We start from the raw sequence: 22,246 nt of genomic DNA on the forward strand, positions 1-22,246 counted from the left end.
TGATATTCTTAGGAGTTTGTACATGCCTTACGGAACGCGCTACCCCACATTGGCTTTCCATACCGGAGGAGTCGGTGAATCCGATGATGGAATGCCTCCTCAACCTTTTGAAACTTTCTGTTATGACTCAGCTCTATTACAAGCGAAAATAGAGAATTTTAATATCGTCCCTTACACATCAGTGCTACCTAAAGAACTCTTTGGAAATATTCTTCCTGTAGATCAATGTGTAAAATTCTTCAAACATGGTGCTGTTTTAGAAGTCATTATGGCTGGACGCGGAGCTTCCACAGCAGAAGGCACTCATGCAATTGCTACTGGTATAGGTATTTGCTGGGGGCAAGACAAAAATGGCGAGCTTATCGGTGGATGGGCAGCAGAATACGTAGAGTTTTTCCCTACATGGATTAACGACGAAATCGCAGAATCTCATGCTAAAATGTGGTTGAAGAAATCCCTTCAACATGAACTGGATCTTCGTTCAGTTGTAAAACATAGTGAATTTCAATATTTCCATAACTACATTAACATTAAGCAAAAATATGGTTTCTCATTAACCGCATTAGGGTTTCTCAACTTTGAAAATGCCGATCCGGCAACAATTAAGTAAGGAGAATACATGATTTCTAATGGGAGTAAATCCGGGAAAAATCTCGGAGCCATAGCTTTAGCAGGTATGGTAATTAGCTCCATGATTGGGGGAGGAATTTTCAGCCTTCCCCAAAATATGGCAGCATCTGCAGGAGTAGGAGCAATTATCTTAGCATGGATCCTAACAGGCGTAGGCATGTTTTTCATTGCCAATACTTTTAAAATTCTCTCATTAGTACGCCCTGACTTAACGACAGGGATCTATATGTACAGCCGAGAAGGATTTGGCCCCTACATAGGGTTTACTATTGGTTGGGGATATTGGTTATGCCAGATCTTTGGTAATGTCGGTTATGCCGTGATGACCATGGATGCATTAAACTATTTCTTCCCACCCTACTTTCAAGGAGGAAATACTATACCCGCAATTATAGGAGGCTCCATACTCATATGGGTTTTCAATTTCATCGTCTTGAAAGGAATCCGTCAGGCATCGTTCATTAACGTAATCGGAACAGTATGCAAACTTGTTCCTCTTATTGTATTCATTATCATTACAGCCTTTCTTTTCAAACTTGCTATTTTCAAAACAGATTTTTGGGGGGATACGGTTACAAAAACACAACCGTTATTAGGATCTGTGACTAGTCAGCTAAAAAGCACAATGTTAGTTACCTTATGGGCTTTCATAGGAATCGAAGGAGCTGTAGTTATGTCCGCACGTGCAAAAAGTCCTAGTGCTGTTGGAAAAGCTACGATTTTAGGTTTTACTGGTTGTCTCACTGTTTACATACTTTTATCTATCTTACCTTTTGGCTCCTTATTTCAACATCAACTCGCAGGTATTGCCAACCCTTCAACCGCGGGAGTATTAGGTATTCTCGTAGGAAAATGGGGCGAAGTTTTAATGAATGTAGGTCTACTTGTTGCCATACTCTCTAGTTGGTTATCCTGGACTATAATCGTTGCTGAAATCCCCTATTCTGCAGCAAAAAATGGTACATTCCCAGAGATTTTCACTATCGAAAATGCTGAGCACTCTCCTAAAGTCTCGTTATATATCACTAGCGCTCTTATGCAAATCGCTATGCTTCTGGTATACTTTTCAACCGACGCATGGAATACGATGTTGAGCATTACAGGAGTAATGGTTTTACCTGCCTATTTCGCAAGTGCTGCTTTTCTTGTGAAGTTTAGTAAAGACAAAAAATACCCAAATAAGGGGCCAATCAAAGCCTGTACTGCAAAAACTACAGGACTCCTTGGTGCTGTTTATGCTATTTGGCTCATCTATGCAGGAGGGCTAAAATATCTACTCATGGCTATCATTCTCTTGGCTTTAGGTATTCCCTTTTACATCGATGCTGGGAAAAAAGGCAAAAATGCAAAAACTTTTTTTGCAAAAAAAGAGGTTACAGAAATTGTATTAATTGCTTTTTTAGCATTACTAGCTATATTCCTCTTTTCAACGGAGAAAATCCGTTTATAACCAAATGATCCAATCACCCTTTGGGAGAGGCCTTTGTGCCTCTCTCATTTTTTTTAAGTTCCATTCCCTTCCACATTCCTCTCTGTTATTTAATGCATTATTTGCTTATCCTCAGGAGAGATATAGAGTGAATTTCTAAATTCAGATCCTAGATTTCAAGGTAAACTTATGCGTATAGCAGTTTTAGGAGCAGGGTATGCCGGGCTTTCTGTAACTTGGCATTTACTACTGCATTCTCAGGGAACAGCAACTATTGATCTTTTTGATCCTGTTCCTCTAGGTCATGGGGCTTCGGGATTGTCTTCAGGTCTTCTTCACGGATTTACTGGGAAGAAAGCCATTAAACCACCCCTAGCCGATTTAGGAATTACCTCTACTCATAGCTTAATCACAGAAGCTAGCAAAGCATTACATACCCCTATTGTTCTTTCCCGTGGGATCATCCGCCCAGCAGTAGATGATGAACAGGCGGAGATTTTTATGAAGCGTGTCGAGGAATTTCCTAATGAACTCGAGTGGTGGGAGAAAGCACGTTGTGAGATGACTGTCCCTGGTATTGTTTCTAATCTCGGAGCTTTGTTCATAAAGAACGGTGTAACCATAAATAATAACGCTTATATTAATGGTCTTTGGGATGCTTGCGCTAATCTTGGCACCCAGTTTTACGATGAGCTTATAGAAAACATCTCTGATATTGAAGAGTTTTATGAGCATATTATCGTTACACCAGGAGCTAATGCCCATTTCCTTCCCGAATTACAAAAACTTCCCTTATCCAATGTAAAAGGCCAGCTTGTAGAAATTTCCTGGCCTAAGGATCTGGCTATGCCACAATTCAGCATCAATGGCCATAAGTATATGGTAGCAAACACAGAAAACAATACCTGTATTTTAGGATCTACTTTCGAACATAATCAACCCGAAATTGTTCCTGATGAAAATGTTGCCTATAACGAAATCATGCCCCCTGTTCTCTCCCTATTTCCAGCTCTTAAAGATGCTACTATCCTAAATTATTATGCGGGCATGCGTTCATCAAGCTCTACACGTTTACCATTGATTAGCAGGATAAAAGAAAACCTTTGGTTCCTAGGAGGTCTAGGATCCAAAGGTCTACTTTATCATGGCCTTACCGGAGACATGCTAGCTCAAGCTGTTTTAAAACAATCTACAGCTTATATAGCTAAAGAGTTCCTATTTACTCTTTAATCAGATTGTCTTGAGAGGTTTGCTTCATTAAGTAAAAATCAAAAGAGAAATTAAAGAAAAAAGAAAGAGCTGGAGTAAGAATAAGAGCTATGGGCATGACCAATACCAAGACTTCCATTAAAAACGACCCTGTATTCATATCTGATAAACACACAAGATGTGACATCAAATAAAACGAATCTAAGGCGAGCCAGCTGCACAATGCTAAAGGTGTCGCTGCTATGATAAATCCAATAGACTGTTTCAACACGTTACCTTTAAAACAACTTAATAACTGCATATAATCAACACTTTCATGATCGCTAAGCACAGGTATGCAAAAAAATAAAGATATGAAAGCACCTAGAAATAGTAAGATCAAAGTTGTTGCTGAAAGATAGGGAACAAAAATTAACAACGTATGGAAAACTCTACCAATCCAAGGCAAAGAGCTTAAAAACATCGATAACAAAATTATTGTACTTACTACAACCATAGCAATAAAAAATGGCATAGAAACAAGTAAAGATAACCACAGAGATTTCCAATTCTTATGAAATGTCGCTGTGATTTTTTCTACATTACCAACAGATTCTTGTTTTAATAACGCCTGTACAACCACAGCAGAAGCACACACAATACTAAAAGAAGAGAAAAACGCTCCCAAACCTAATGTTGATAGCGAAAAACTAAGAACAAATTGTGAGCATAATTTTAAAAATATAGAAAAAACAAAACCAAAACAGCACAGACTAGAAAAAATAAAAAGAAATCGCTGTTTGTTAAAAATCTTTTTAAAAGCATTTTGACTTAATACGTCAAAAGATTGAGTCATAAATCACCCCATTAACTTGTGCTATAACAAAGATACATTGGCTTTTTCCTGAGAAATTTCATCCAAGGAAATTTGAATCTTATTTTTTATAAAGGTATCCCAAAGCAATCCAGGAACAATCTCATAATCCCCAGATGGCAGCATACGACACGGAAAACCGAAAATTAAATCTTCAGGAATACCATAGGGATTATAGTCAGAGCATACTCCAGTAGAAAACCACTCTCCATCTTTAGGGAGAAAAATAGAGCGTGCCGCCTCTGCTAAAGCACGAGCAGCAGATCCTGCTGAGGATTTCCCGCGAGCTTCTATAACGGCACTTCCTCGATTTTGAATAGAGGGTAACATAATATTCTCAAGCCAATCGCGGTCACTAATAACCTCTACAGCAGGTTTTCCTGAGATTAACGCCTGAGTAAAATCGGGAACTTGTTTTGCAGAATGATTGCCCCAAATGACAACGTGGGAAACTTCATCCAAAGGCACTTCCGCACGATGTGCCAACATTGTATGCATACGGTTCTGATCTAACCGCAACATGGAATGGAAATTCCGTCTATTCAATCTTGGAGCTTGGCTCATAGCAATCCAACAATTAGTATTTACAGGATTACCAACCACAAAAATTTTTGCGTCACGCTTTGCAGAAGTATTTAAAACAGATCCCTGAAGAGAAAAGATCTCTCCATTACGCTTTAAAAGATCTGATCGTTCCATACCAGGACCTCGCGGTGCCGCTCCTATAAGAAAAGCAGCGTCAATACCATCAAACGCATCTTCTAGGGAAGTTGTAACACGCAAAGACTGCAAAAGAGGATAAGCACCGTCATCAAGTTCCATACGAACACCTGAAAGCACTCTCTCTAACCCAGGGAGGTCATATACACGTAAATCTATCCCACAATCACTACCAAAAACATCACCGTGAGCTAGAGCAAATAAAAAACTATAAGCAATTTGCCCTGTCCCCCCTGTAACAGCAACGCTAACCGTACGCGTTAGTTTCATAACCACGCCTCCCTAAAAAAAACACTATAATCCTTAAATAAAAACAAAATCAAGTACGTCTATTTTGTGATAGCTAGGAGAAACCAATTCCTAAGCTAAAACCATGTCAAGAGGCGAAATAAATACAAGCGTTACGCTCCTATCCACAATACTCCGCATCTGAATTCTATACCAAGACTTATGCTTTACTAACGTTTCTGTCAAACCCTAGTTGTCATCATAAACCCGGTAAATACCAAAGATATCTGAGTAAAATTAAGGTAGTATGCTGAAAAAAATATTGCTGAGAAAAAGATAAAAAGAAAAACGTTTGTGTCTTGAGAACTGTTGAAAATTAAGAAATGCGATCAGGAAGCTATACGATAGAAAATTGCTCCTCGCGCGCCTACCCAAACCCCTGAACGAGATTTCATCACCTGTTCTCCCTTACGCGTAGATAAAACACCGTGAATATCTAAAAAACCTAATGAACGCACACGAATAAAAAACATAGCGTTTCCATCCATCGCTTAAAAATGAAGACGCTATTATATCATAAAAACTATTAAAACACTGAGTGAAAATGAGTTTCCCTCCGGTAAAAAGCCTTAGGAGTTTTTCTTCTGTGCACTGTTAAAAAGCTTTAACAATGCTTCTGCCTCAAGACAAGCCCCCTCTTTAGCCTGCCCCTGCATAATTCGCAGTACCTGGTTTGCTAGATCTTTTCCTAGAGTAACTCCTTCCTGATCGAAAGAGTTAATGCCCCAGCAAAAACCTTGAAAGACTATCTTATGCTCATAGAAAGCCAAAAGAGCTCCCAAAGTGTAAGGAGTAAGTCTCTCGGAAACAAGAAGAGAAGAGGGACGATTTCCTCTAAAGCTCTTATTCGGGTTAGTATTTTCTCGCCCCTTTGCTAAAGCTATAGATTGCGCGACCATATTAGCAAAAAGTTTCTGGGAAGAGGTAGATCCAGAAATGACTATATCTGTTCCCCTCTGATTTTCAAGAAAACCAATAAATTCTATAGGAATAATATCGCTACCTTGGTGTAGACATTGAAAAAAGGAATGTTGGCTATTGGTACCGACTTCTCCCCAAATAATTGGACTTGTAGCAAATCCTATTATCTCCCCAGTTTGAGCAATACTTTTTCCGTTTGATTCCATACCACATTGCTGCAAGTGAGCGGGGAAATACTCTAAACCCGCAGAATAGGGAACAATCACGGAGGTAGAGCAACGCAAGAAATTACGGTTCCAAATTCCCAACATCGCTGCTAGCATAGGAAGGTTTTCAATCATTTGCGGTTCCAAAGCAGCTAAATCCATAGCTGCAGCTCCTTCAAGGAGCTGAAAAAAAACATCAAATCCATAAGCAAAGCCTAAAACAACACCGCCTACCATAGATGTAGAGGAATACCTCCCTCCGATGCTATCCCAAATATGGAAAACTTCAAGATACTTACTTGTGTCATCCATAGGACTACCCTCACAAGTAACAGCAATGAAGTGGTCGCGAAAGTGTAGCCCCTGTTTTAAGAAATAATCAGCTATTAATTCTTCATTAACAGTAGTTTCTAGTGTAGTTCCTGATTTCGATACAGTCACAACTAAAGTTTTAGAACAATCTATCTCCTGTAAAACTTCTGCTGCATTATCAGGGTCGATATTAGAAACAAAATAGACTTTCTTATCCGAAGGACAACAACCTTTTAAGGCACGATGCAAAGCTTTAGGACCAAGCTCCGAACCCCCTATACCAATCTGCACAATAGTAGTAAAAGCATCTCTATACTGACGTAAGAAATCTTTTAAACGTTGTGCTTCAATTTTAGATCTTAAAGCAATATCCTCCGCATTCTCTGTTAAAGGAATTTCCTTAACCCAAGCACGTGTTGCTGTGTGCAAGGCAGGGCGAGACTCACTGGGGAAATTATCAATATAGTTTACAACCTCCCCGCTTTGCATCGCCTGCATAGAAGACACAAGACCACGTTCAGAAGCTAAATCCGTCAATGCTGATAAAACACCTTCATCAACTCGTTCTGTAGCATAACTTAGGGTGAAACCTTCAATAGATAACGAAAATCTTTCTACACGCTCTTGTGAAATTATTCCAGGGGCAGTTAAATCTATAGGCGCGACAGCCAAATCTTGTAATATCTTTGTTGAGGGGCTATCCAAAAAGCCTTTTCTATCCATCGTCTACCTCATCCTAGCTTAAAATCTACCTAAATACCTATACTAAAAACTATACCAGCCGAAGTTAGATTTTATGACCTCAGCCCAGTTTTGCGATGCCATCCTTGAACAATTTACTCTTTTTCTATCAGTAGATCGCGGTCTTAGCTGCAATTCGATTTCCGCATATTGTCAGGACATTACCCTATTCCTAAAAATAAACGCCATTACATCAATTGCAGAAATCTCTCAAGACAGTGTGCATCTGTTTGTTCATCAGCTACATAAACGCAAAGAAGCTGAAGCTACTTTAGCACGTCGTCTGATCGCCTTAAAAGTATTTTTTCGATTTCTCAAAGAGGCGAAACTTCTTGAACACCCTCCTCTTATCGAACATCCTAAAATTTGGAAACGACTACCGACTGTACTCACACCAAAAGAAGTGGATACTCTTTTAGCGCTTCCTAAGCAAACTAAAACCTCCTCTATAATCTCTACTAGAGATACGGCTATTCTTCACACGCTATACTCTACAGGTATACGTGTATCTGAGCTCTGTGGTTTACATATAGGAGATGTTAGCGATGACTTTCTTCGCGTTACAGGAAAAGGTGCTAAAACACGACTTGTTCCCTTAGGGAAACTTGCGAGCGAAGCAATTGACGCCTATCTATGTCCTTTTCGAGAAAACCTCCAAAAAAAACAACCTGAGGAACACCACCTATTTCTCTCTATACGCGGACATAAACTCGAGCGTTCTTGCGTATGGAAAAGAATCCATTATTACGCAAAGCAATTCACCCATAAACGCGTCTCACCACACTCTCTAAGACATGCCTTTGCTACACATTTATTAGACAATAAGGCCGACCTCAGAGTAATTCAAGAAATGCTCGGTCATGCACGCATTGCCTCTACGGAAGTCTATACACATGTAGCAGCGGATACCCTAATGGAAAACTTTCTTTCCTATCATCCGAGAAATCTCTCCTAATCACATTGATAGAAAAACATACCGTTCTCTAGGTGAGAATAACAATCTTCATTTCCTTGTGATGTTCCAGTATATCCTCCATAAGTCTCAGGATAATAATATCCGTATTCATATGGATAGTAAAAGCTGTAGGGCACATGACCATTCTGCTCCCGGAACTGCAATCCTGCAACAGTAACTACTTTTACTAAGAATGCAGACCCTGATGCAAAGGAATTTCCCCCAAAAGCTGAAGAAAAACAAGCACTTAGGAAACATGCTAGGGCTAGAAGCTTTTTCTTCATAAACTTCCTCAAAAAAATCTAAAACTCTAGATTTTATTTTACTACGGATGGGAATTTAATGACGTGTCTATAAAGAAAAAGCATTGAAATGCCCAGGATAGGACTTGAACCTACATGCCGCGAAGCACTGGATCCTAAATCCAGCGTGTCTACCAATTTCACCACCTGGGCAGAAAAACACTCTATGATGACTAGCAGAATCATTTTGATTCCTCTGACTGTTTTTGTAAACAGAAAACCCTAGATTCTCGATTATTCTCTCTTATAGTCTAACCCTTTTATAATCAAACTTGCAGGAAAATTACGTTTTATATAATTTTCATCGCTTCTATTCCCCATAAATTACTCGTGCGAAAATTAGTATGAATACACCCCTGCCTTCAGCAGTCCCGTCTACCAATGTAACCCTAAAGGAAGACGCCACTTCTTCGTCCGCTGCCTCAACATCTTGCAGTATTTTAAAAACTGCAGCTGGCGACGTTGTACTTTCTATATTTTCTTCAGAAGGAGCAACACCAGCTTCGTTAAGTTCCCTCGCTACACTTGCTTTAGCACAAATTTCTGCGATTGCTAGCAACAATGCTAACCTATTTCAAGATTGTGCTCATAATGTTGTATTCTTATCTCCTGAAACAATTGAAGTTGAAATACAAATCGCCGAACTCCTACAAACTTTAGAAACGATAAATCTTCAAACAACTAGCGAAGAAAAAACGAGTTGTCAGAAACAAGAGCAGAACTTACTCCAAAAAGGATATGAACCTCAGAAAGTAGCACCAAGATCAGCAAAAGATATCCAAGGCTCATCTAAAACATTACAACAGCCCTCAAAAGCGTTTTCTGGACATGCTGCTGCAAAAACTTCCGATTCCCGATCTTGGGCAAACTCTTCAAAGATTCCACATACCTTAGAACAATTTACATCACGAGCTTCTCATTCTTCTACACCATCTCAGCAACCTCGAACAGAAAAAGATAGTGATCTCATTTCTTATCAATCTTACACTGCTTGCACCACAGAAAAAAAAGAACAACAGATCTTTACAACGAAATCTCAAGAGTCCAAACAAGACCGAGAAAACCGAGATCAAAAACAAGATCAACAACGTGACGGGCAGCATCAAGAAGAGAATAATCAAGAAAAACAGAAAGAAAAAAAATTCAAGTCGCAGTTTAACGTCGACAAAAGTAAAAAGACATCTTCTCAATTATCTATAGCGCAACTTCGGTATTTCGATGACGTACGTCAATCTCGAGAAATTAACATTGAGAAAGAAAAAACCTTTAAGAAAAAAGTACAATCTCCGATGTCGTTGTTTGCTTCAGCAACTCCTACTCAAGGGTATGCTCCCATTCAAACGCCAAAAATCGAAAACGTGTTCATACGTTTTATGAAACTGATGGCAAGGATCCTTGGACAGGCGGAAGCCGAGGCTCAAGAACTCTATCTTCGTGTTAAAGAACGTACAGATAATGTTGACACTTTAACTCTATTAATTTCTAAAATTAATTCTGAGAAAGGTGCCATTGATTGGAGAGATAACTCAGAAATGAAAGCTCTTGTTGACCAAGCTAGAAAACTCGATGTCACGATATCAGATACGTTACAATGGACTGAAGAAGAGAAAAAGCTTCTGAAAGAAAATATTCAGATGCGCAAAGAAAACATGGAGAAAATCACCCAACTCGAAAGAACAGACATGCAAAGGCATCTTCAAGAAGTCTCGCAATGTCACCAGGCACGCTCCAATGTATTGAAACTCCTCAAAGAACTCATGGATACCTTTATTTACAACTTGCGTCCGTAATGTCATATTTATCGTATTTATTAGAAAAAATAGCAGCCTCTAGCAAAGAAGATTTTCCTTTTCCTGATGATTTGGAAAGTTATCTTGCAGGATATTTCCCAAATCAAGATCTTCCTTTAGATACGTACCAAAAGCTATTCAAAATCTCTTCAGAAGAACTGGAACGTGTTTATAAAGAAGGCTATAACGCCTACTTAAATAGAGAATATCAAGTAAGTAGTGAAACCTTCCGTTGGCTAGTGTTCTTTAATCCTTTCGTCTCGAAGTTTTGGTTTTCTTTAGGAGCTTCTTTACATATGAGCAAGCTCTACCCTCAAGCTTTACATGCCTACGCAGTAACTGCATTATTAAGAGATAAAGATCCCTATCCTCATTACTATGCTTACATTTGCTATACACTCATGGATGAGCACGAGAACGCAAATAAAGCTTTAGAGCTTGCATGGGAACGCGCCAAACATCATAGCGCTTACCAAGAACTAAAAGCAGAAATCTTGGATATAAAAAACCATGCATAATCCCATAACTATGGGGAATTGACTATGTCTTCCTGGCTCGCACAATCTACAGAAATCCTCTTAAACCAACAGCCGTATATCCCAGATACTCCTAAACAATCTGAAGCCACTTCGAGCATAAAGTATTCGATTACTCAAGCTACAGAATCTTCTGGGAAATCCTTAACAAAAATTTTTATCAACAAGCAATGTGAGAGATTGCTTACAAAAGATGAAGAGAAAGTTGTCACAAATAAACCTCTTACCCCAGTAAGTCCTAGAGAAAAAATCCTACAATTTGGAAGTTCTCTAGCATCACAATTGCCTAAAAAAGAACAGACTTCATCGTCTTCTCCTTGGAATCTCTTTTCACAAAAAAATTCTAAAGAATCGATGTCAGCTCTTCTCAAAGATTTAATGATGCCAAAATTTGAAGAAGCAACTGTCGAGAAGAGAGTCTTTTCTGAAAAAACTCCCTACACGGGCACGCATATACAATATAAACAACAACCAAAAACTCAACATGATTTAGAAAGATCTAAAACGTGCTGTGAATCTACAGAAGATACAGAATATAAAATACTATCCGAGGAGACATTTCTTTCTTCTCGGGATTCTGATTTGCGTAATAAAGAAGAACATCGACTAACTCTAAAATCGCCTCTAGAAAAATATAGCAAAGGATTATCACAGGATGAGCATCCAGGAAAACAGCATCCTCAAAAATGTTTCTTTAAAAAATCCCAAAAAAATAAAAAAACGCGAGCAGCTTCTGTTGTTCCTATTATTAATCCTCCTTCTGTTGGTATATTTACCTTAGGTTACCTACTAACAAAACAAGGGATACTCTCTGATTTTTCAGCTTATGCATCCTATAAAGATTGTGTAGAAACTATGCAAAAAGAACTTGAAGCAACACATATAGAGCGTATTCAACAAATCCAAAAATCTATCGAAAAGGAACAGCAAGCGCAACGCTGGGGCTCTTTAGCAACTATTGTAGAATGGATTGTGCCTTGGACAACCTTGGGAATCGCTACTGTTGCTATAGTTATGGGTGGAGGGATTTTCTCTTGGGTAAGTTTGCTATCCGGTCTTATCACACTAACACTCACCTTATTGGATGCTTTAAACGGTTGGGAAGCTATTGAAAAATTAATCCCAGGAAAAGATAGGCAAATAAAACAAAAAATACTGAAAATTGTACAAATTGTTCTTTATGTAATTGCAGTTGTATTATCCCTTGCCACTTTAAAGATAGAAAATCTCGGTCTATCTCAACTTACTGAAGGAGCCTTGCGTGGGATAGGCCCCGCTTTAGAAGGAGCTTTAAGCCTGCTACGCGGGGCTATGCTGTGGATGCGCTCAAGATTATTCAAAATGAAGTCCCACTATGTATTTCTTGAAACAAAAATCGAACTGCTCAACTTAGAAAGGGATGATTACCTCTCTCGTACTCAAGAAATCTTAGAAAGTCTTCATGATTCTTTCGAAAATCTCGCGCGCGTGTTACAGTTGTGCAGAGAAATCGACAGAATGTTTCTGGAATCTCTAAGGTAAATTCTTTTGTAAGGAATGTTATGACAGCATCTTGTTCAGCAACAACCGGTACAACTTCAGAGAGTGCGGAAGTCGATTTACTAGCTACAGAATCGGCAACTGAAGCATCTTCAACAACAGACGCTGAGGTTAGTGTTCCTGATTGCTGCCAGATGGCTATCTTGCGTTCGATGTCGGATGCCTGTCTAAGCTTATTAAACCAATCAGGTTCGGTATTTTCGCAATTTTCCCCTCAAAACAAACCTGCACCTTTAGAAACTCTAATGGCAAAAAATGGTGTGTTGATGAAGTCTTCATCTCTACCAAATCTATCGTCACAAGAATCACTGGATACATTTTCTTCAACTGAGAGAAACCCCTCTTTACAACAAGCTAGCCTGTATTCTAGTTTTACCTCAGCAAAAGAAGAAAAAACTCAATCGAGCTCAGTATTTTTTTCTTGCCCAGCTCCTAAAGATGCAAGTCTGATAGCAAAAACAACAATATTACTCTTAAACCTGCCAGAATCTAAAGAAGATGGAGGTATTCGAGATAAGTCTTCTCTTAATCTGTGTTCAACAAAAGTTAAAGTTCACACCTACGACAAGGAAACAATAAAATCACATAGCTCTAAAAACTCTACTAAAACTTCAGAAGAATCTGCAAAATCCTCACCTTCTTTGCCAAAACCTTCTACGTCTTCTCTCAGTCCTCTGGCTCTATTCAGCCATGTACAAAAAGAAATTACGGAAACACGTCTCGATACCAAATCTCAAGAAAAAGAAGAAAGCCAGGGAGAAAAAGGACAACAAGAACATCAAGAGCAAGAGCAACATCATCATAAACAGAAAAAAGACTTTGCTATTGAAGAGCTTCCTAATCAAATGTCTCTTCATTATACGCAATCTTGCAGTTTACCTAATGAGATTGTTGAATTCGCCCTTACAGAAGCTCAGCTAAGCTCATTGATGCATATGCGGGTATCGAATCTAGATATTCTCAGAATCTGTGCAGAAATTATGAAGCTTATGTTGAACAGCAGAGAACAGGAAAATCTCGCCCGTTTAGAAGCTAGAAAACATCTTTTAGAAAAAGCCAAAGAACTTATTGAAAGTTATGAAAGTCAAGCTAAGATTTCTCAATGGTTAGGAATTGCTACAGCAACTTTAGGAATTATAGGTGCTGCTGCTCCTATCATCGGAGAAATCTCTGGCAAACAGATTCTTGGACTCATCCAGCGGCATACGGGATTGTGGAAAAAAGCAACAGCACATACTTTCTTCAAAGGTGCTGGCAAAATTTGTTCCTCCCTATCACAACTTACAGAAACCTCGTCTAAAATCTATGAATTAAAAGAAACGGCATCAAGAACATTCTCAGAAAACTATAAAGAGATATTCCGCATGGAACATGATGAAATCACCCGATCTATTGAAGAGGTAAAAGACCATTGGAAAAATATGGATAATTTTCTCTTGCAAATACTACAAACAGAGCATGATGCCGTTCGCAGCCTCTACCAATAGACAGCATTTATTTCCTTATATTTTTATATGCTTTCGTCTTCCCCCAAGGGAAAATGACATTGCAGCTTTTCTCAGTGAAAAACAACTGATCCCCTCCAGGTAAAGAATCCAAAGGAAAGGAAATGCTGATAACCATATTTCCAGGTTTAAGCTCTTCCAAAGCCTTTAAAACACTTTTTAATACCTTTAAAGAATATGAAGAACCATAGAAGTAAACACAAGAGGCTTGAGACAACAGTGTTTCATGGAAATGTTCTTTCAAAAATACCGCAGGTTGTACAGATAAGAGACGATGTAGATAAGAGGAAAAGTTTATAAAAGTGGGCTGATTATCCACACCGACAACCTGACATCTAAGAATATGGGAAAACCAAAAACAGACTTTTCCTAATCCACAACCTAAATCATAAACAACATCTTGAGAAGTAACCCCAAATTCCCTACTTACTTTATTCAAAGCCAACCAAGGAGTTTCTCCATATACATTCCCTTCTCTTAATAACGAAGATTGTGGAGAACGATGCAACTTTCGGTAAGGATTCTTTAATAAGGAATAAACAAACTTCACTAAATCATATAAAAGTAATTTTGGATATTGAATATAGAGCGATAAGGATAAACAAATATATTCTCTAATAGAAAACCGTATTCTATAAATCAATACCCGTAATACATATATGAATGAAGACTTCTTAAGTACGAAGCTCTTTAGGCGGTTGGAATACAACATCTTCTATAGCAAATATATCTTCTTCAACTTGTAAATCAGGTATTAATTCTTTCAATCTAGAAATACAAGATTGAACAATATGCTCAGGAGTTGATGCTCCTGCTGTTATTGCAATATCACCAGAATAATTTAAAATTTCATCAGAAATATGATCGGGACTATTCACTAGACGTGCGGGGATATTTCTTTTTTCAGCAATCTCACGTAAACGGTTAGAGTTAGAACTTTGAACATCTCCAATAACATAAACAAAATTCACCTTAGAAAGCACCGCACGTAATGCTTCTTGACGATTTTGTGTAGCATAACACACTGAAGAACTCGGTAAAGTAATAATATTAGGATAACGCACCTTCAATGCTTGGGTAATCTCCGCAACATCGTCCAAACTCAAAGTGGTTTGAGTTACAAAAAATAAAGGCACATTAACATCGAAGGGTAAGTTTTCAACATCTTCTACTTTTTCTACTACGGTGACACTCTCAGGCGCTTCACCTCGAATCCCTATGACTTCCACGTGCTTGTTCTTGCCTATCAAAATAATTTGATAACCTTTGTTCGCATAAAGCTTAACCGCAGAATGAATCTTAGTTACCAAGACACAAGTCGCGTCTATAGCAAAAAGATTCCGAGTCTTTGCCTCCTCACGAACCTCTGGCGGGATACCATGAGCAGAATAAATAACCCTTTCTCCACAAGGAACTTCCTTAAGATCTTCTACAAAAATTGCCCCGCGTCTCTTAAGATCATCAACTACATGACGGTTGTGAACAATTTCATGTTTTACATAAATAGGAGCTCCCCATTTCTCTAAAGCAGATTCCACAACTTGGATAGCACGAACTACTCCAGCGCAAAATCCCCTAGGATTACTTAAAATCACTCTACGCATACATCCTCCCAAAATGAGTGTGATGCTTAATAAAAAAACCTTTAGAAAAACATTCGCACTTGTTTCTAAAGGTTTTTTAATATAACTGAAGATTTTTTATATTGTAATACCTATTACGACTCAGTTATTTTGCCCCCACTTTCTTCCATATGAGAGGCTGTCGCATTTTCTTCTTTTTCAATAAGCTGAAGAACCGTATGTTTTACACTACTAATGTAATCCCCATATTTTCCTGTTTGCACATCAGCATCTGTAAAGCCTAAAAATATGTGAGGAGACACTCCTAAGTTCTCTATGTATGAACCATCTGATCTTACTGCTAGAGATCCTGTTAAAGAACAACTTTTAATTCCTGTTCTACTAGGAAAATCTACAGTAAAGACAAAACCCCCAGCTCCTGCTGTAGTCGTTCCTACAATGAGAGCTCTACCATTATCTTTCATAATTGCAGGCAATAAATCTCCACAGGAGAAATCCTCTTCATTGATCAATACACAAATAGGATGTGAGTAACGATGCTCAGGATGCGGGTGTACATGAGCAAATCCTAATAAAGGTATAGGAGTAGTGAGATTGATATCTCCACTTTCCCAGCACTTTAAAATAGTGTGTGAGAATTTTTGTAGATACCCCACAGCATGCATATCAATTGGATAACCTTCCATATCTTGACCAAGAGCATTTCTTGCTTGCTCATCCGTTTCAACACCCTCAAGCATCTCTAACCATTTTATTGCTGCTTGAACTTCACTTTGAGTTAGTATCATTCTATGTTTGGGTGTTTCTAAAGGCCTATCCGTTAATCTACTCAATAACCCATAAAGATAGAAAACACTACCACCAGGATTATTTGTTTGATCGATAATTAAAGCCTCTGACTTAGCTTCAAGAACGTCGATGATCTCGTTTAAGTCTTCCCATGGGGAATTCATATTCTCAACATTACGATCTTCCATATCGGTCCAAGAATATGTAGAAATTCTAAGGAATCCGATTTCATGAGATTGCCCACAGTCATCTGTAGCTGTAAATATGTAAGCATGATATGGCCCACTTTTTGCTCTCCATATCACTTTCCCAAAATCAGGAAGAAAGCCTTTTTTACTTCCAATATTATAATCACTGTAGAAACCACGTCTATATTGCTCACGTAATTCGCTCCAGAAATAAGGGACCATTTCATTTGTAAATAAACATTTGTCAGAAACACTGGATAGTAAAGGTAAAGCACGTGGTGATTTCATCTCTATTACAGGATTTCTTACCAAAGGAGATATCAAAGATAAATCCCGAATATGCTCAGGAGTATGACGCCATTTAACTTTTAAAGTACGCGTTAAACCACTAGGACGACGAATTTTTAACGTAGCTATCCCCACAGGAATCTGATGCCCCAAAGCAGCCGAACGCGAAAAGAGTGTGCGCGTAGCTGCAGCATAGTCAGAAGGAGCCCCTCTACCAGTACGTATACTTTCAATCGCTTCCAAAATTGGTACACCATCCATCTCCAAAATTTCATCACCTATAGATATATCGGAGTGGTATGTATGTACGTCGACAACAAAACACCTATTACTGCTACTTAACTTTAGTGTATAGGGTAAATAAGAACTCTCTGTAGCAAAGAATGTTATCCCTGCGTGGAAGTCATTTAAACTAGAAATATACTCAGAAAGAACCCCTTGGCAATACTTTATCGAGGGATTTTCTTCTAATTTTAACTTTAAGCGTGTTTGATCTGTTACATCTTTAAGATCCCAACGGAAAAGCTTATGCTTCCAATCTTTAGGAGCGTATTTAATATCCAATAAGTGTTCTAAAAAACACAAATCCGCAAATGCGCTTTGGTGAACTAAGGTCTTCGCAGAACCCGAAAAGTGAAAACCTAGTAACAGGGAACAAATCAAGCCTGTAATTTGTTTTATTTTCATATTTACCTCTCTTCCAAATAGAGAATATTTATAAGGAGGTGGTATGATAGAGGTACAAAGATTTTATTAAAACAAAGTTTTAAAAAAATTTTTTTACTCAAAAACAACCACATCAAAAAAACATAGCGATGCGCTCGAGCATAAAATATGAAAACAGGCCGCCAAAATAACTGGCCAAGGCAACCCAAGAAATTTTCTTAAGATACCATAGGAAATCAACTTTCTCGATACCCATAAAAGCAACTCCAGCAGCTGATCCAATGATTAAAATACTTCCTCCAGTACCTGCCGCATAAGCGATTAATTTCCACAAAGTATCATCAATTGGGACTTGATACATACCCATAGTCGCAGCAACAAGAGGAACATTATCCAATACACTTGAAAGAAGACCAATAAAAATAGCAACTACGTTCCTAGAAAATATTCTATCCATACTCATAGAAAGTTCAGAGAGAACATTTGAAAAAGTTAGAGCATTGACGGCCAATAAGATACCTATAAAGAAAGTAATTGAGGAAATATCAATCTTCGTCAAAATATGAGGGATACGCAGATGATAGCGATCCTCACCATGAGGAGAGTGAATCCAATCACTAGCTAACCAAACAAGCCCAAGACCTAACAAAGCACCGATAAACGGAGGAACCCCTAAACATGCTTTCCACACCGGGACCATTAACAATGAACCTAAACCAATACAAATGATTAAACCACTTTTTTTAGGTGATCCTTCTATCTCAACATCCTTAGAAATAATTCCCGAAGAGCGTTTTTTAAGCAGGAACTGAGCACAAATTCCAGCAATAAGCACACACACCAAGCTAGGCACAAATAGAGCACGAATAATTCCCCAAGAGGTCACTTTATTATTAATCCACAACATTGTTGTTGTTACATCTCCTAAAGGTGTCCAAGCACCCCCAGCATTCACACTAATCACACAAATAGCACCTAAAAGTAACCGATCTTCTCTGGATTTAACCAAACGTTTCAAAATAGAGATAATAATGATGATAGAAGTTAAATTATCTAGAGCAGCTGATAAAAAGAAAGAAAGCCCTATAAGTACCCAAAGCAATAGAGTTCTAGATTGTATGTAACAACACCGCACTATAAGAGAAAACCCTTTGTGTGCATCTATAAGTTCAACTATGGCCATCGCCGCGAATAAGAAAAAAATGACCTGAGCCATGTCAGCAATTTCTTCAGCTAGAATCATATGATCAGCATGTTGCATATGAGAAAAACAAACCAGCCACATCAAACCTCCCATAGCAAGTGCTACAGCAGACTTATTGACTCGCACAATATGCTCGAAAACAATCGCGATGTATCCAAATAAAAACAGAGCACACAATTGGAATTTCAACATAATGACCTCAAAAATAATACTACGAACTAGTGTACTCCTATTTACAGGTTAGGTAAAGTAGGAAAAATTCTTCTATGATTAAGAAAAACTTTTGTTTTTTTACACACTAAAATCAAAATTTGTTATTTAGCACCGTTTTATAGAACAATTCTATATTCTTGTAGCTTAGATTTGAAGCAACAAAACGTTTATAAATATAACGAACTATTTGACAAAGATACAAAAGAACCGAACAATAATAAAGTTCTCTAGTTCTGAATCTACATTAGGAGTCTAGTGAAAGTCGCCTTATCGTTTAAACATCTTATCCCCAAACTCTATACTTGTATTAAGGATGGTTATACCTTTAATACATTTAAAAAAGACTTCATAGCCGGACTTACTGTAGGTGTATTAGCATTTCCTTTTGCCATTGCCATCGCTATCGGTGTCGGCGTATCCCCCATACAAGGTTTATTAGCATCCATCATCGGAGGATTTATAGCCTCAGCGTTAGGTGGTAGCCGTGTTCTTATATCAGGACCAACTAGTGCTTTCATTTCTATACTTTATTGCATTTCAGCAAAATACGGCGTTGAAGGGTTATTTACAATCACCCTAATGGGAGGGGTATTCCTAGTAGCCTTTGGACTTACTGGACTAGGAACCTTTATTAAATATATGCCCTATCCCGTCGTCACAGGACTAACAACGGGATTAGCTGTTATCATTTTCTCCTCTCAAATTAGAGACTTTTTAGGTCTACAAATGGGGGATACTATCCCTACAGATTTTATTGCTAAATGGATAGCTTATTGGGATTACCTATGGACGTGGGATAGCAAAGCTTTTGCTGTAGGGCTGTTCACTCTACTCATCATGATTTACTTCCGTAATTACAAACCACGATACCCGGGAGTTATGATAGCAATTATCGTAGCTTCAACACTAGTTTGGTTACTAAAAATTGACATTCCAACGATTGGCAGTCGTTATGGGGCTCTACCACAATCCATACCTTTACCTGCATTTCCTCATCTCAGTCTGACAAAGATTTTACAACTCATGCCAGATGCATTAACCATTGCTGTTCTTTCAGGAATAGAAACCTTGCTTTCTGCTGTAGTAGCTGACGGTATGACTGGATGGAGACATCAATCTAACTGCCAACTCGTAGCTCAAGGCATTGCTAATATCGCGACATCTTTCTTTGCAGGAATGCCTGTAACGGGTTCTTTATCAAGAACAGCTGCAAGTATTAAATCTGGAGCTACTACTCCTATTGCAGGATTAATTCACTCCGCTTTTATTTGCGTGATTCTTTTAGCCTTAGCACCCTTAACAGTAAAAATCCCCCTTACCTGTTTAGCAGCTGTCCTTATTCTTATTGCCTGGAATATGAGTGAAATTCATCACTTCATTCATTTATTTACCGCACCTAAAAAAGACGTTGTTGTTCTCCTAACCGTTTTTATTCTTACGGTTATGACGACAATCACTTCTGCAGTGCAGGTAGGTATGATGTTAGCCGCGTTTCTATTTATGAAACAAATGAGTGATCTTTCTGACGTGATATCCACAGCAAAGTTCTTTGATGAAAATAAGCAGACAAAAGATGATGATCTCTTTTCTAAATCTGAAGTTCCTGCTCATACAGAAATTTATGAAATCAACGGCCCATTTTTCTTTGGAATTGCCGATAGATTGAAAAATCTTCTAAATGAAATAGAGAAACCTCCTAAAATCTTCATATTATGCATGAGTCGCGTACCTACAATTGACGCATCTGCTATGCATGCTCTAGAAGAATTCTTCCTTGAGTGTGATCGTCAGGGAACGCTTTTACTTTTAGCAGGAGTAAAAAAAACACCGCTAAGTGATCTTAAACGTTATCATTTAGATGAACTTATTGGTGTTGATCACATCTTTTCGAATACGAAGAGTGCTCTCTTATTCGCTCAAGCCCTAATTAATTTAGAGAGCAAGTCGTCTCATTAATGTTTCCCCACCATAGATTCGGGAACAACAAGACGATCGAACTCTTCTGCTGATAAGTAGCCCATCTGCATACAGGCTTCTTTTAAACTTAGATTTTCATGAAAGGCTTTCAAAGCGATTTTAGAGCATTTATCATAACCTAAAACAGGAGTTAAGGCAGTAACGAGCATCAAAGAGTTATCTAAGTATTCTTTAAGTCGAAGCTTATTCACTCGCAAACCCGAAACAAAATAATCAGAAAAGGCTTGCATACCACCTGAGAGTATATCTACAGATTGTAAAAAGTTATAAATTATCAAAGGTTTCATTACATTAAGTTCGAAGTTTCCTCGACTTCCGCCAACAATTATTGCCTGGTTATTACCAATAACCTGAGCACACACCATTTGCAAAGCTTCGCATTGCGTCGGGTTGATCTTCCCAGGCATTATCGAAGATCCCGGTTCATTCTCAGGAAATAATAATTCTCCTAAACCGCATCGAGGACCTGATCCCAAAAAACTTAAATCTGTAGCAATCTTGGTTAAAGCACATGATAAAGTAGCTAAAACACCATGAGCATGTACTAAAATATCGTGATTCGATAATGCTGAAAAATAATTCGATGAGACAATAAAAGGCTCTCCTGTTTCTTGACGCAAATAGTAAATCATCTTATCTATGAAACCTTCAGGAACATTTAATCCTGTTCCTACTGCTGTTCCTCCTATGGCCAATTCATACATGTGTGTAAGAGAAAAAGCCACTCTCTCTAAACATTGACGTATTTGGCTACTGTAACCAGAAAATTCCTGCCCTAATGTCATAGGAACAGCATCCATTAAATGTGTTCTGCCGATCTTGACACAGTCTCGAAATTCCGCAACCTTAGCATCTAACGCTCGCTGTAAATGATCCAGAGCGGGAATTAATTTCTTCTTCAAACTAATCACTGCAGCAATATGCATAGCTGTTGGGAACACATCATTGGAAGATTGGGATTTATTTACATGATCATTAGGATGTATTGGTGTTTTGCTACCTAAAACACCACCGTGACGTTGAATAGCTAGATTCGCAATCACCTCGTTCACATTCATATTTGATTGCGTTCCACTACCTGTCTGCCAAACTTTTAGAGGAAAATGCTCATCAAAATTTCCTGCTATAATCTCATCAGAAGCAGAAACAATCATGTCACAATATTTTGAATCTAGAAAACCTAAATCACGATTTGCCTTAGCAGCACATTTTTTAATCCATACTAACGCTCGAATAACTTCTTGAGGCATAACCTCAGGAGCCCAGGAAAAATACTTCTGAGAACGCGCTGTTTGTGCTCCATACAACTTGTCTTCAGGGACTTCTATGATTCCTAAACTATCATTTTCTTGCCGCATATATTCTATTCCCCTATGATTCCCTTTTATTTTCCCCTCTACAT

The 22,246-nt window shown here is 38.3% G+C and carries 19 protein-coding genes and 1 tRNA gene; 9 read left to right on the plus strand and 11 right to left on the minus strand.

Annotation, left to right across the window (positions count from 1 at the left end; all coding sequences use genetic code 11):
- Positions 1-22: 22 nt before the first annotated feature.
- The 3 genes from aaxB to E1N70_RS00535 all read left to right on the plus strand — a co-directional run bounded on the left by aaxB (position 23) and on the right by E1N70_RS00535 (position 3,289).
- Positions 23-610, plus strand: a complete 588-nt coding sequence (gene aaxB, locus E1N70_RS00525; RefSeq protein WP_131743650.1) for a pyruvoyl-dependent arginine decarboxylase AaxB — start codon at positions 23-25, stop codon at positions 608-610.
- A 9-nt stretch (positions 611-619) separates the two neighbouring features.
- A complete protein-coding gene (gene aaxC / locus E1N70_RS00530; RefSeq protein WP_131743651.1) occupies positions 620-2,080 on the plus strand; it encodes an arginine/agmatine antiporter AaxC in 1,461 nt (486 codons plus the stop codon).
- A gap of 168 nt (positions 2,081-2,248) precedes the next feature.
- On the plus strand, positions 2,249-3,289 hold the full coding sequence (locus E1N70_RS00535) for an FAD-dependent oxidoreductase (protein ID WP_131743652.1): 1,041 nt from the start codon (positions 2,249-2,251) through the stop codon (positions 3,287-3,289).
- On the opposite strand, the gene E1N70_RS00540 is transcribed toward E1N70_RS00535, so the two are convergent.
- The 4 genes from E1N70_RS00540 to E1N70_RS00555 all read right to left on the minus strand — a co-directional run bounded on the left by E1N70_RS00540 (position 3,279) and on the right by E1N70_RS00555 (position 7,291).
- The gene (locus E1N70_RS00540) at positions 3,279-4,103 is read right to left on the minus strand and encodes a hypothetical protein (RefSeq protein ID WP_131743653.1); all 825 of its coding nucleotides are present in this window, start codon (positions 4,101-4,103) and stop codon (positions 3,279-3,281) included. The genes E1N70_RS00535 and E1N70_RS00540 overlap by 11 nt on opposite strands.
- 21 nt (positions 4,104-4,124) lie before the next feature.
- Positions 4,125-5,111 carry a malate dehydrogenase gene (locus E1N70_RS00545; RefSeq protein ID WP_131743654.1) on the minus strand — a complete coding sequence of 329 codons (987 nt, stop codon included), beginning with the start codon at positions 5,109-5,111 and terminating at the stop codon, positions 4,125-4,127.
- A 347-nt stretch (positions 5,112-5,458) separates the two neighbouring features.
- Positions 5,459-5,602 carry a protein LtuA gene (gene ltuA / locus E1N70_RS00550; protein ID WP_006344315.1) on the minus strand — a complete coding sequence of 48 codons (144 nt, stop codon included), beginning with the start codon at positions 5,600-5,602 and terminating at the stop codon, positions 5,459-5,461.
- 96 nt (positions 5,603-5,698) lie between these two features.
- Positions 5,699-7,291: a glucose-6-phosphate isomerase gene (locus tag E1N70_RS00555; RefSeq protein WP_131743655.1), complete on the minus strand. Its 1,593-nt coding sequence runs from the start codon at positions 7,289-7,291 to the stop codon at positions 5,699-5,701.
- A gap of 73 nt (positions 7,292-7,364) precedes the next feature.
- Between E1N70_RS00555 and E1N70_RS00560 the strand changes: the two genes are divergently transcribed.
- Positions 7,365-8,264: a site-specific tyrosine recombinase XerD gene (locus E1N70_RS00560; protein WP_131743656.1), complete on the plus strand. Its 900-nt coding sequence runs from the start codon at positions 7,365-7,367 to the stop codon at positions 8,262-8,264.
- Here the strand turns inward: E1N70_RS00560 and E1N70_RS00565 are convergent.
- Together E1N70_RS00565 and E1N70_RS00570 are read right to left on the minus strand one after the other, a co-directional pair.
- Complete coding sequence (locus E1N70_RS00565) at positions 8,261-8,548, minus strand: hypothetical protein (RefSeq protein ID WP_165478205.1); 288 nt, start codon at positions 8,546-8,548, stop codon at positions 8,261-8,263. The genes E1N70_RS00560 and E1N70_RS00565 overlap by 4 nt on opposite strands.
- A gap of 89 nt (positions 8,549-8,637) precedes the next feature.
- A tRNA-Leu gene (locus E1N70_RS00570) sits at positions 8,638-8,719 on the minus strand.
- 191 nt (positions 8,720-8,910) lie between these two features.
- Here E1N70_RS00570 and E1N70_RS00575 point away from each other — a divergent pair.
- From E1N70_RS00575 to E1N70_RS00590, 4 genes are read left to right on the plus strand one after another with little or no spacing between them, the layout of a single operon-like run.
- On the plus strand, positions 8,911-10,356 hold the full coding sequence (locus E1N70_RS00575) for a hypothetical protein (RefSeq protein ID WP_131743658.1): 1,446 nt from the start codon (positions 8,911-8,913) through the stop codon (positions 10,354-10,356).
- Positions 10,356-10,874, plus strand: coding sequence for a SycD/LcrH family type III secretion system chaperone (locus E1N70_RS00580; protein WP_131743659.1), 519 nt, complete (start codon positions 10,356-10,358; stop codon positions 10,872-10,874). The genes E1N70_RS00575 and E1N70_RS00580 overlap by 1 nt, the downstream gene beginning before the upstream one ends.
- 24 nt (positions 10,875-10,898) lie before the next feature.
- On the plus strand, positions 10,899-12,413 hold the full coding sequence (locus E1N70_RS00585) for a hypothetical protein (RefSeq protein WP_165478206.1): 1,515 nt from the start codon (positions 10,899-10,901) through the stop codon (positions 12,411-12,413).
- 20 nt (positions 12,414-12,433) lie between these two features.
- Positions 12,434-13,918: a hypothetical protein gene (locus E1N70_RS00590; protein WP_131743661.1), complete on the plus strand. Its 1,485-nt coding sequence runs from the start codon at positions 12,434-12,436 to the stop codon at positions 13,916-13,918.
- 7 nt (positions 13,919-13,925) lie between these two features.
- On the opposite strand, the gene E1N70_RS00595 is transcribed toward E1N70_RS00590, so the two are convergent.
- The 4 genes from E1N70_RS00595 to E1N70_RS00610 all read right to left on the minus strand — a co-directional run bounded on the left by E1N70_RS00595 (position 13,926) and on the right by E1N70_RS00610 (position 18,846).
- Complete coding sequence (locus E1N70_RS00595) at positions 13,926-14,648, minus strand: class I SAM-dependent methyltransferase (protein WP_131743662.1); 723 nt, start codon at positions 14,646-14,648, stop codon at positions 13,926-13,928.
- On the minus strand, positions 14,611-15,540 hold the full coding sequence (ispH, locus tag E1N70_RS00600; RefSeq protein ID WP_131743663.1) for a 4-hydroxy-3-methylbut-2-enyl diphosphate reductase: 930 nt from the start codon (positions 15,538-15,540) through the stop codon (positions 14,611-14,613). The genes E1N70_RS00595 and ispH overlap by 38 nt, the downstream gene beginning before the upstream one ends.
- A 113-nt stretch (positions 15,541-15,653) precedes the next feature.
- Positions 15,654-17,471, minus strand: coding sequence for a protease-like activity factor CPAF (locus E1N70_RS00605; protein WP_131743664.1), 1,818 nt, complete (start codon positions 17,469-17,471; stop codon positions 15,654-15,656).
- A 112-nt stretch (positions 17,472-17,583) separates the two neighbouring features.
- On the minus strand, positions 17,584-18,846 hold the full coding sequence (locus E1N70_RS00610; protein ID WP_131743665.1) for an NhaD family Na+:H+ antiporter: 1,263 nt from the start codon (positions 18,844-18,846) through the stop codon (positions 17,584-17,586).
- A gap of 276 nt (positions 18,847-19,122) precedes the next feature.
- Between E1N70_RS00610 and E1N70_RS00615 the strand changes: the two genes are divergently transcribed.
- Positions 19,123-20,823: an SLC26/SulP family anion transporter gene (locus tag E1N70_RS00615; protein WP_131743666.1), complete on the plus strand. Its 1,701-nt coding sequence runs from the start codon at positions 19,123-19,125 to the stop codon at positions 20,821-20,823.
- Here E1N70_RS00615 and fumC read toward each other — a convergent pair.
- Positions 20,820-22,202 carry a class II fumarate hydratase gene (gene fumC / locus E1N70_RS00620; RefSeq protein ID WP_131743667.1) on the minus strand — a complete coding sequence of 461 codons (1,383 nt, stop codon included), beginning with the start codon at positions 22,200-22,202 and terminating at the stop codon, positions 20,820-20,822. The two genes, E1N70_RS00615 and fumC, sit on opposite strands and share 4 nt — an antisense overlap.
- Positions 22,203-22,246: the final 44 nt, after the last annotated feature.

It is taken from the genome of Chlamydia buteonis (assembly GCF_900634605.1).
GTDB classification, from domain to species: Bacteria; Chlamydiota; Chlamydiia; order Chlamydiales; family Chlamydiaceae; genus Chlamydia; species Chlamydia buteonis.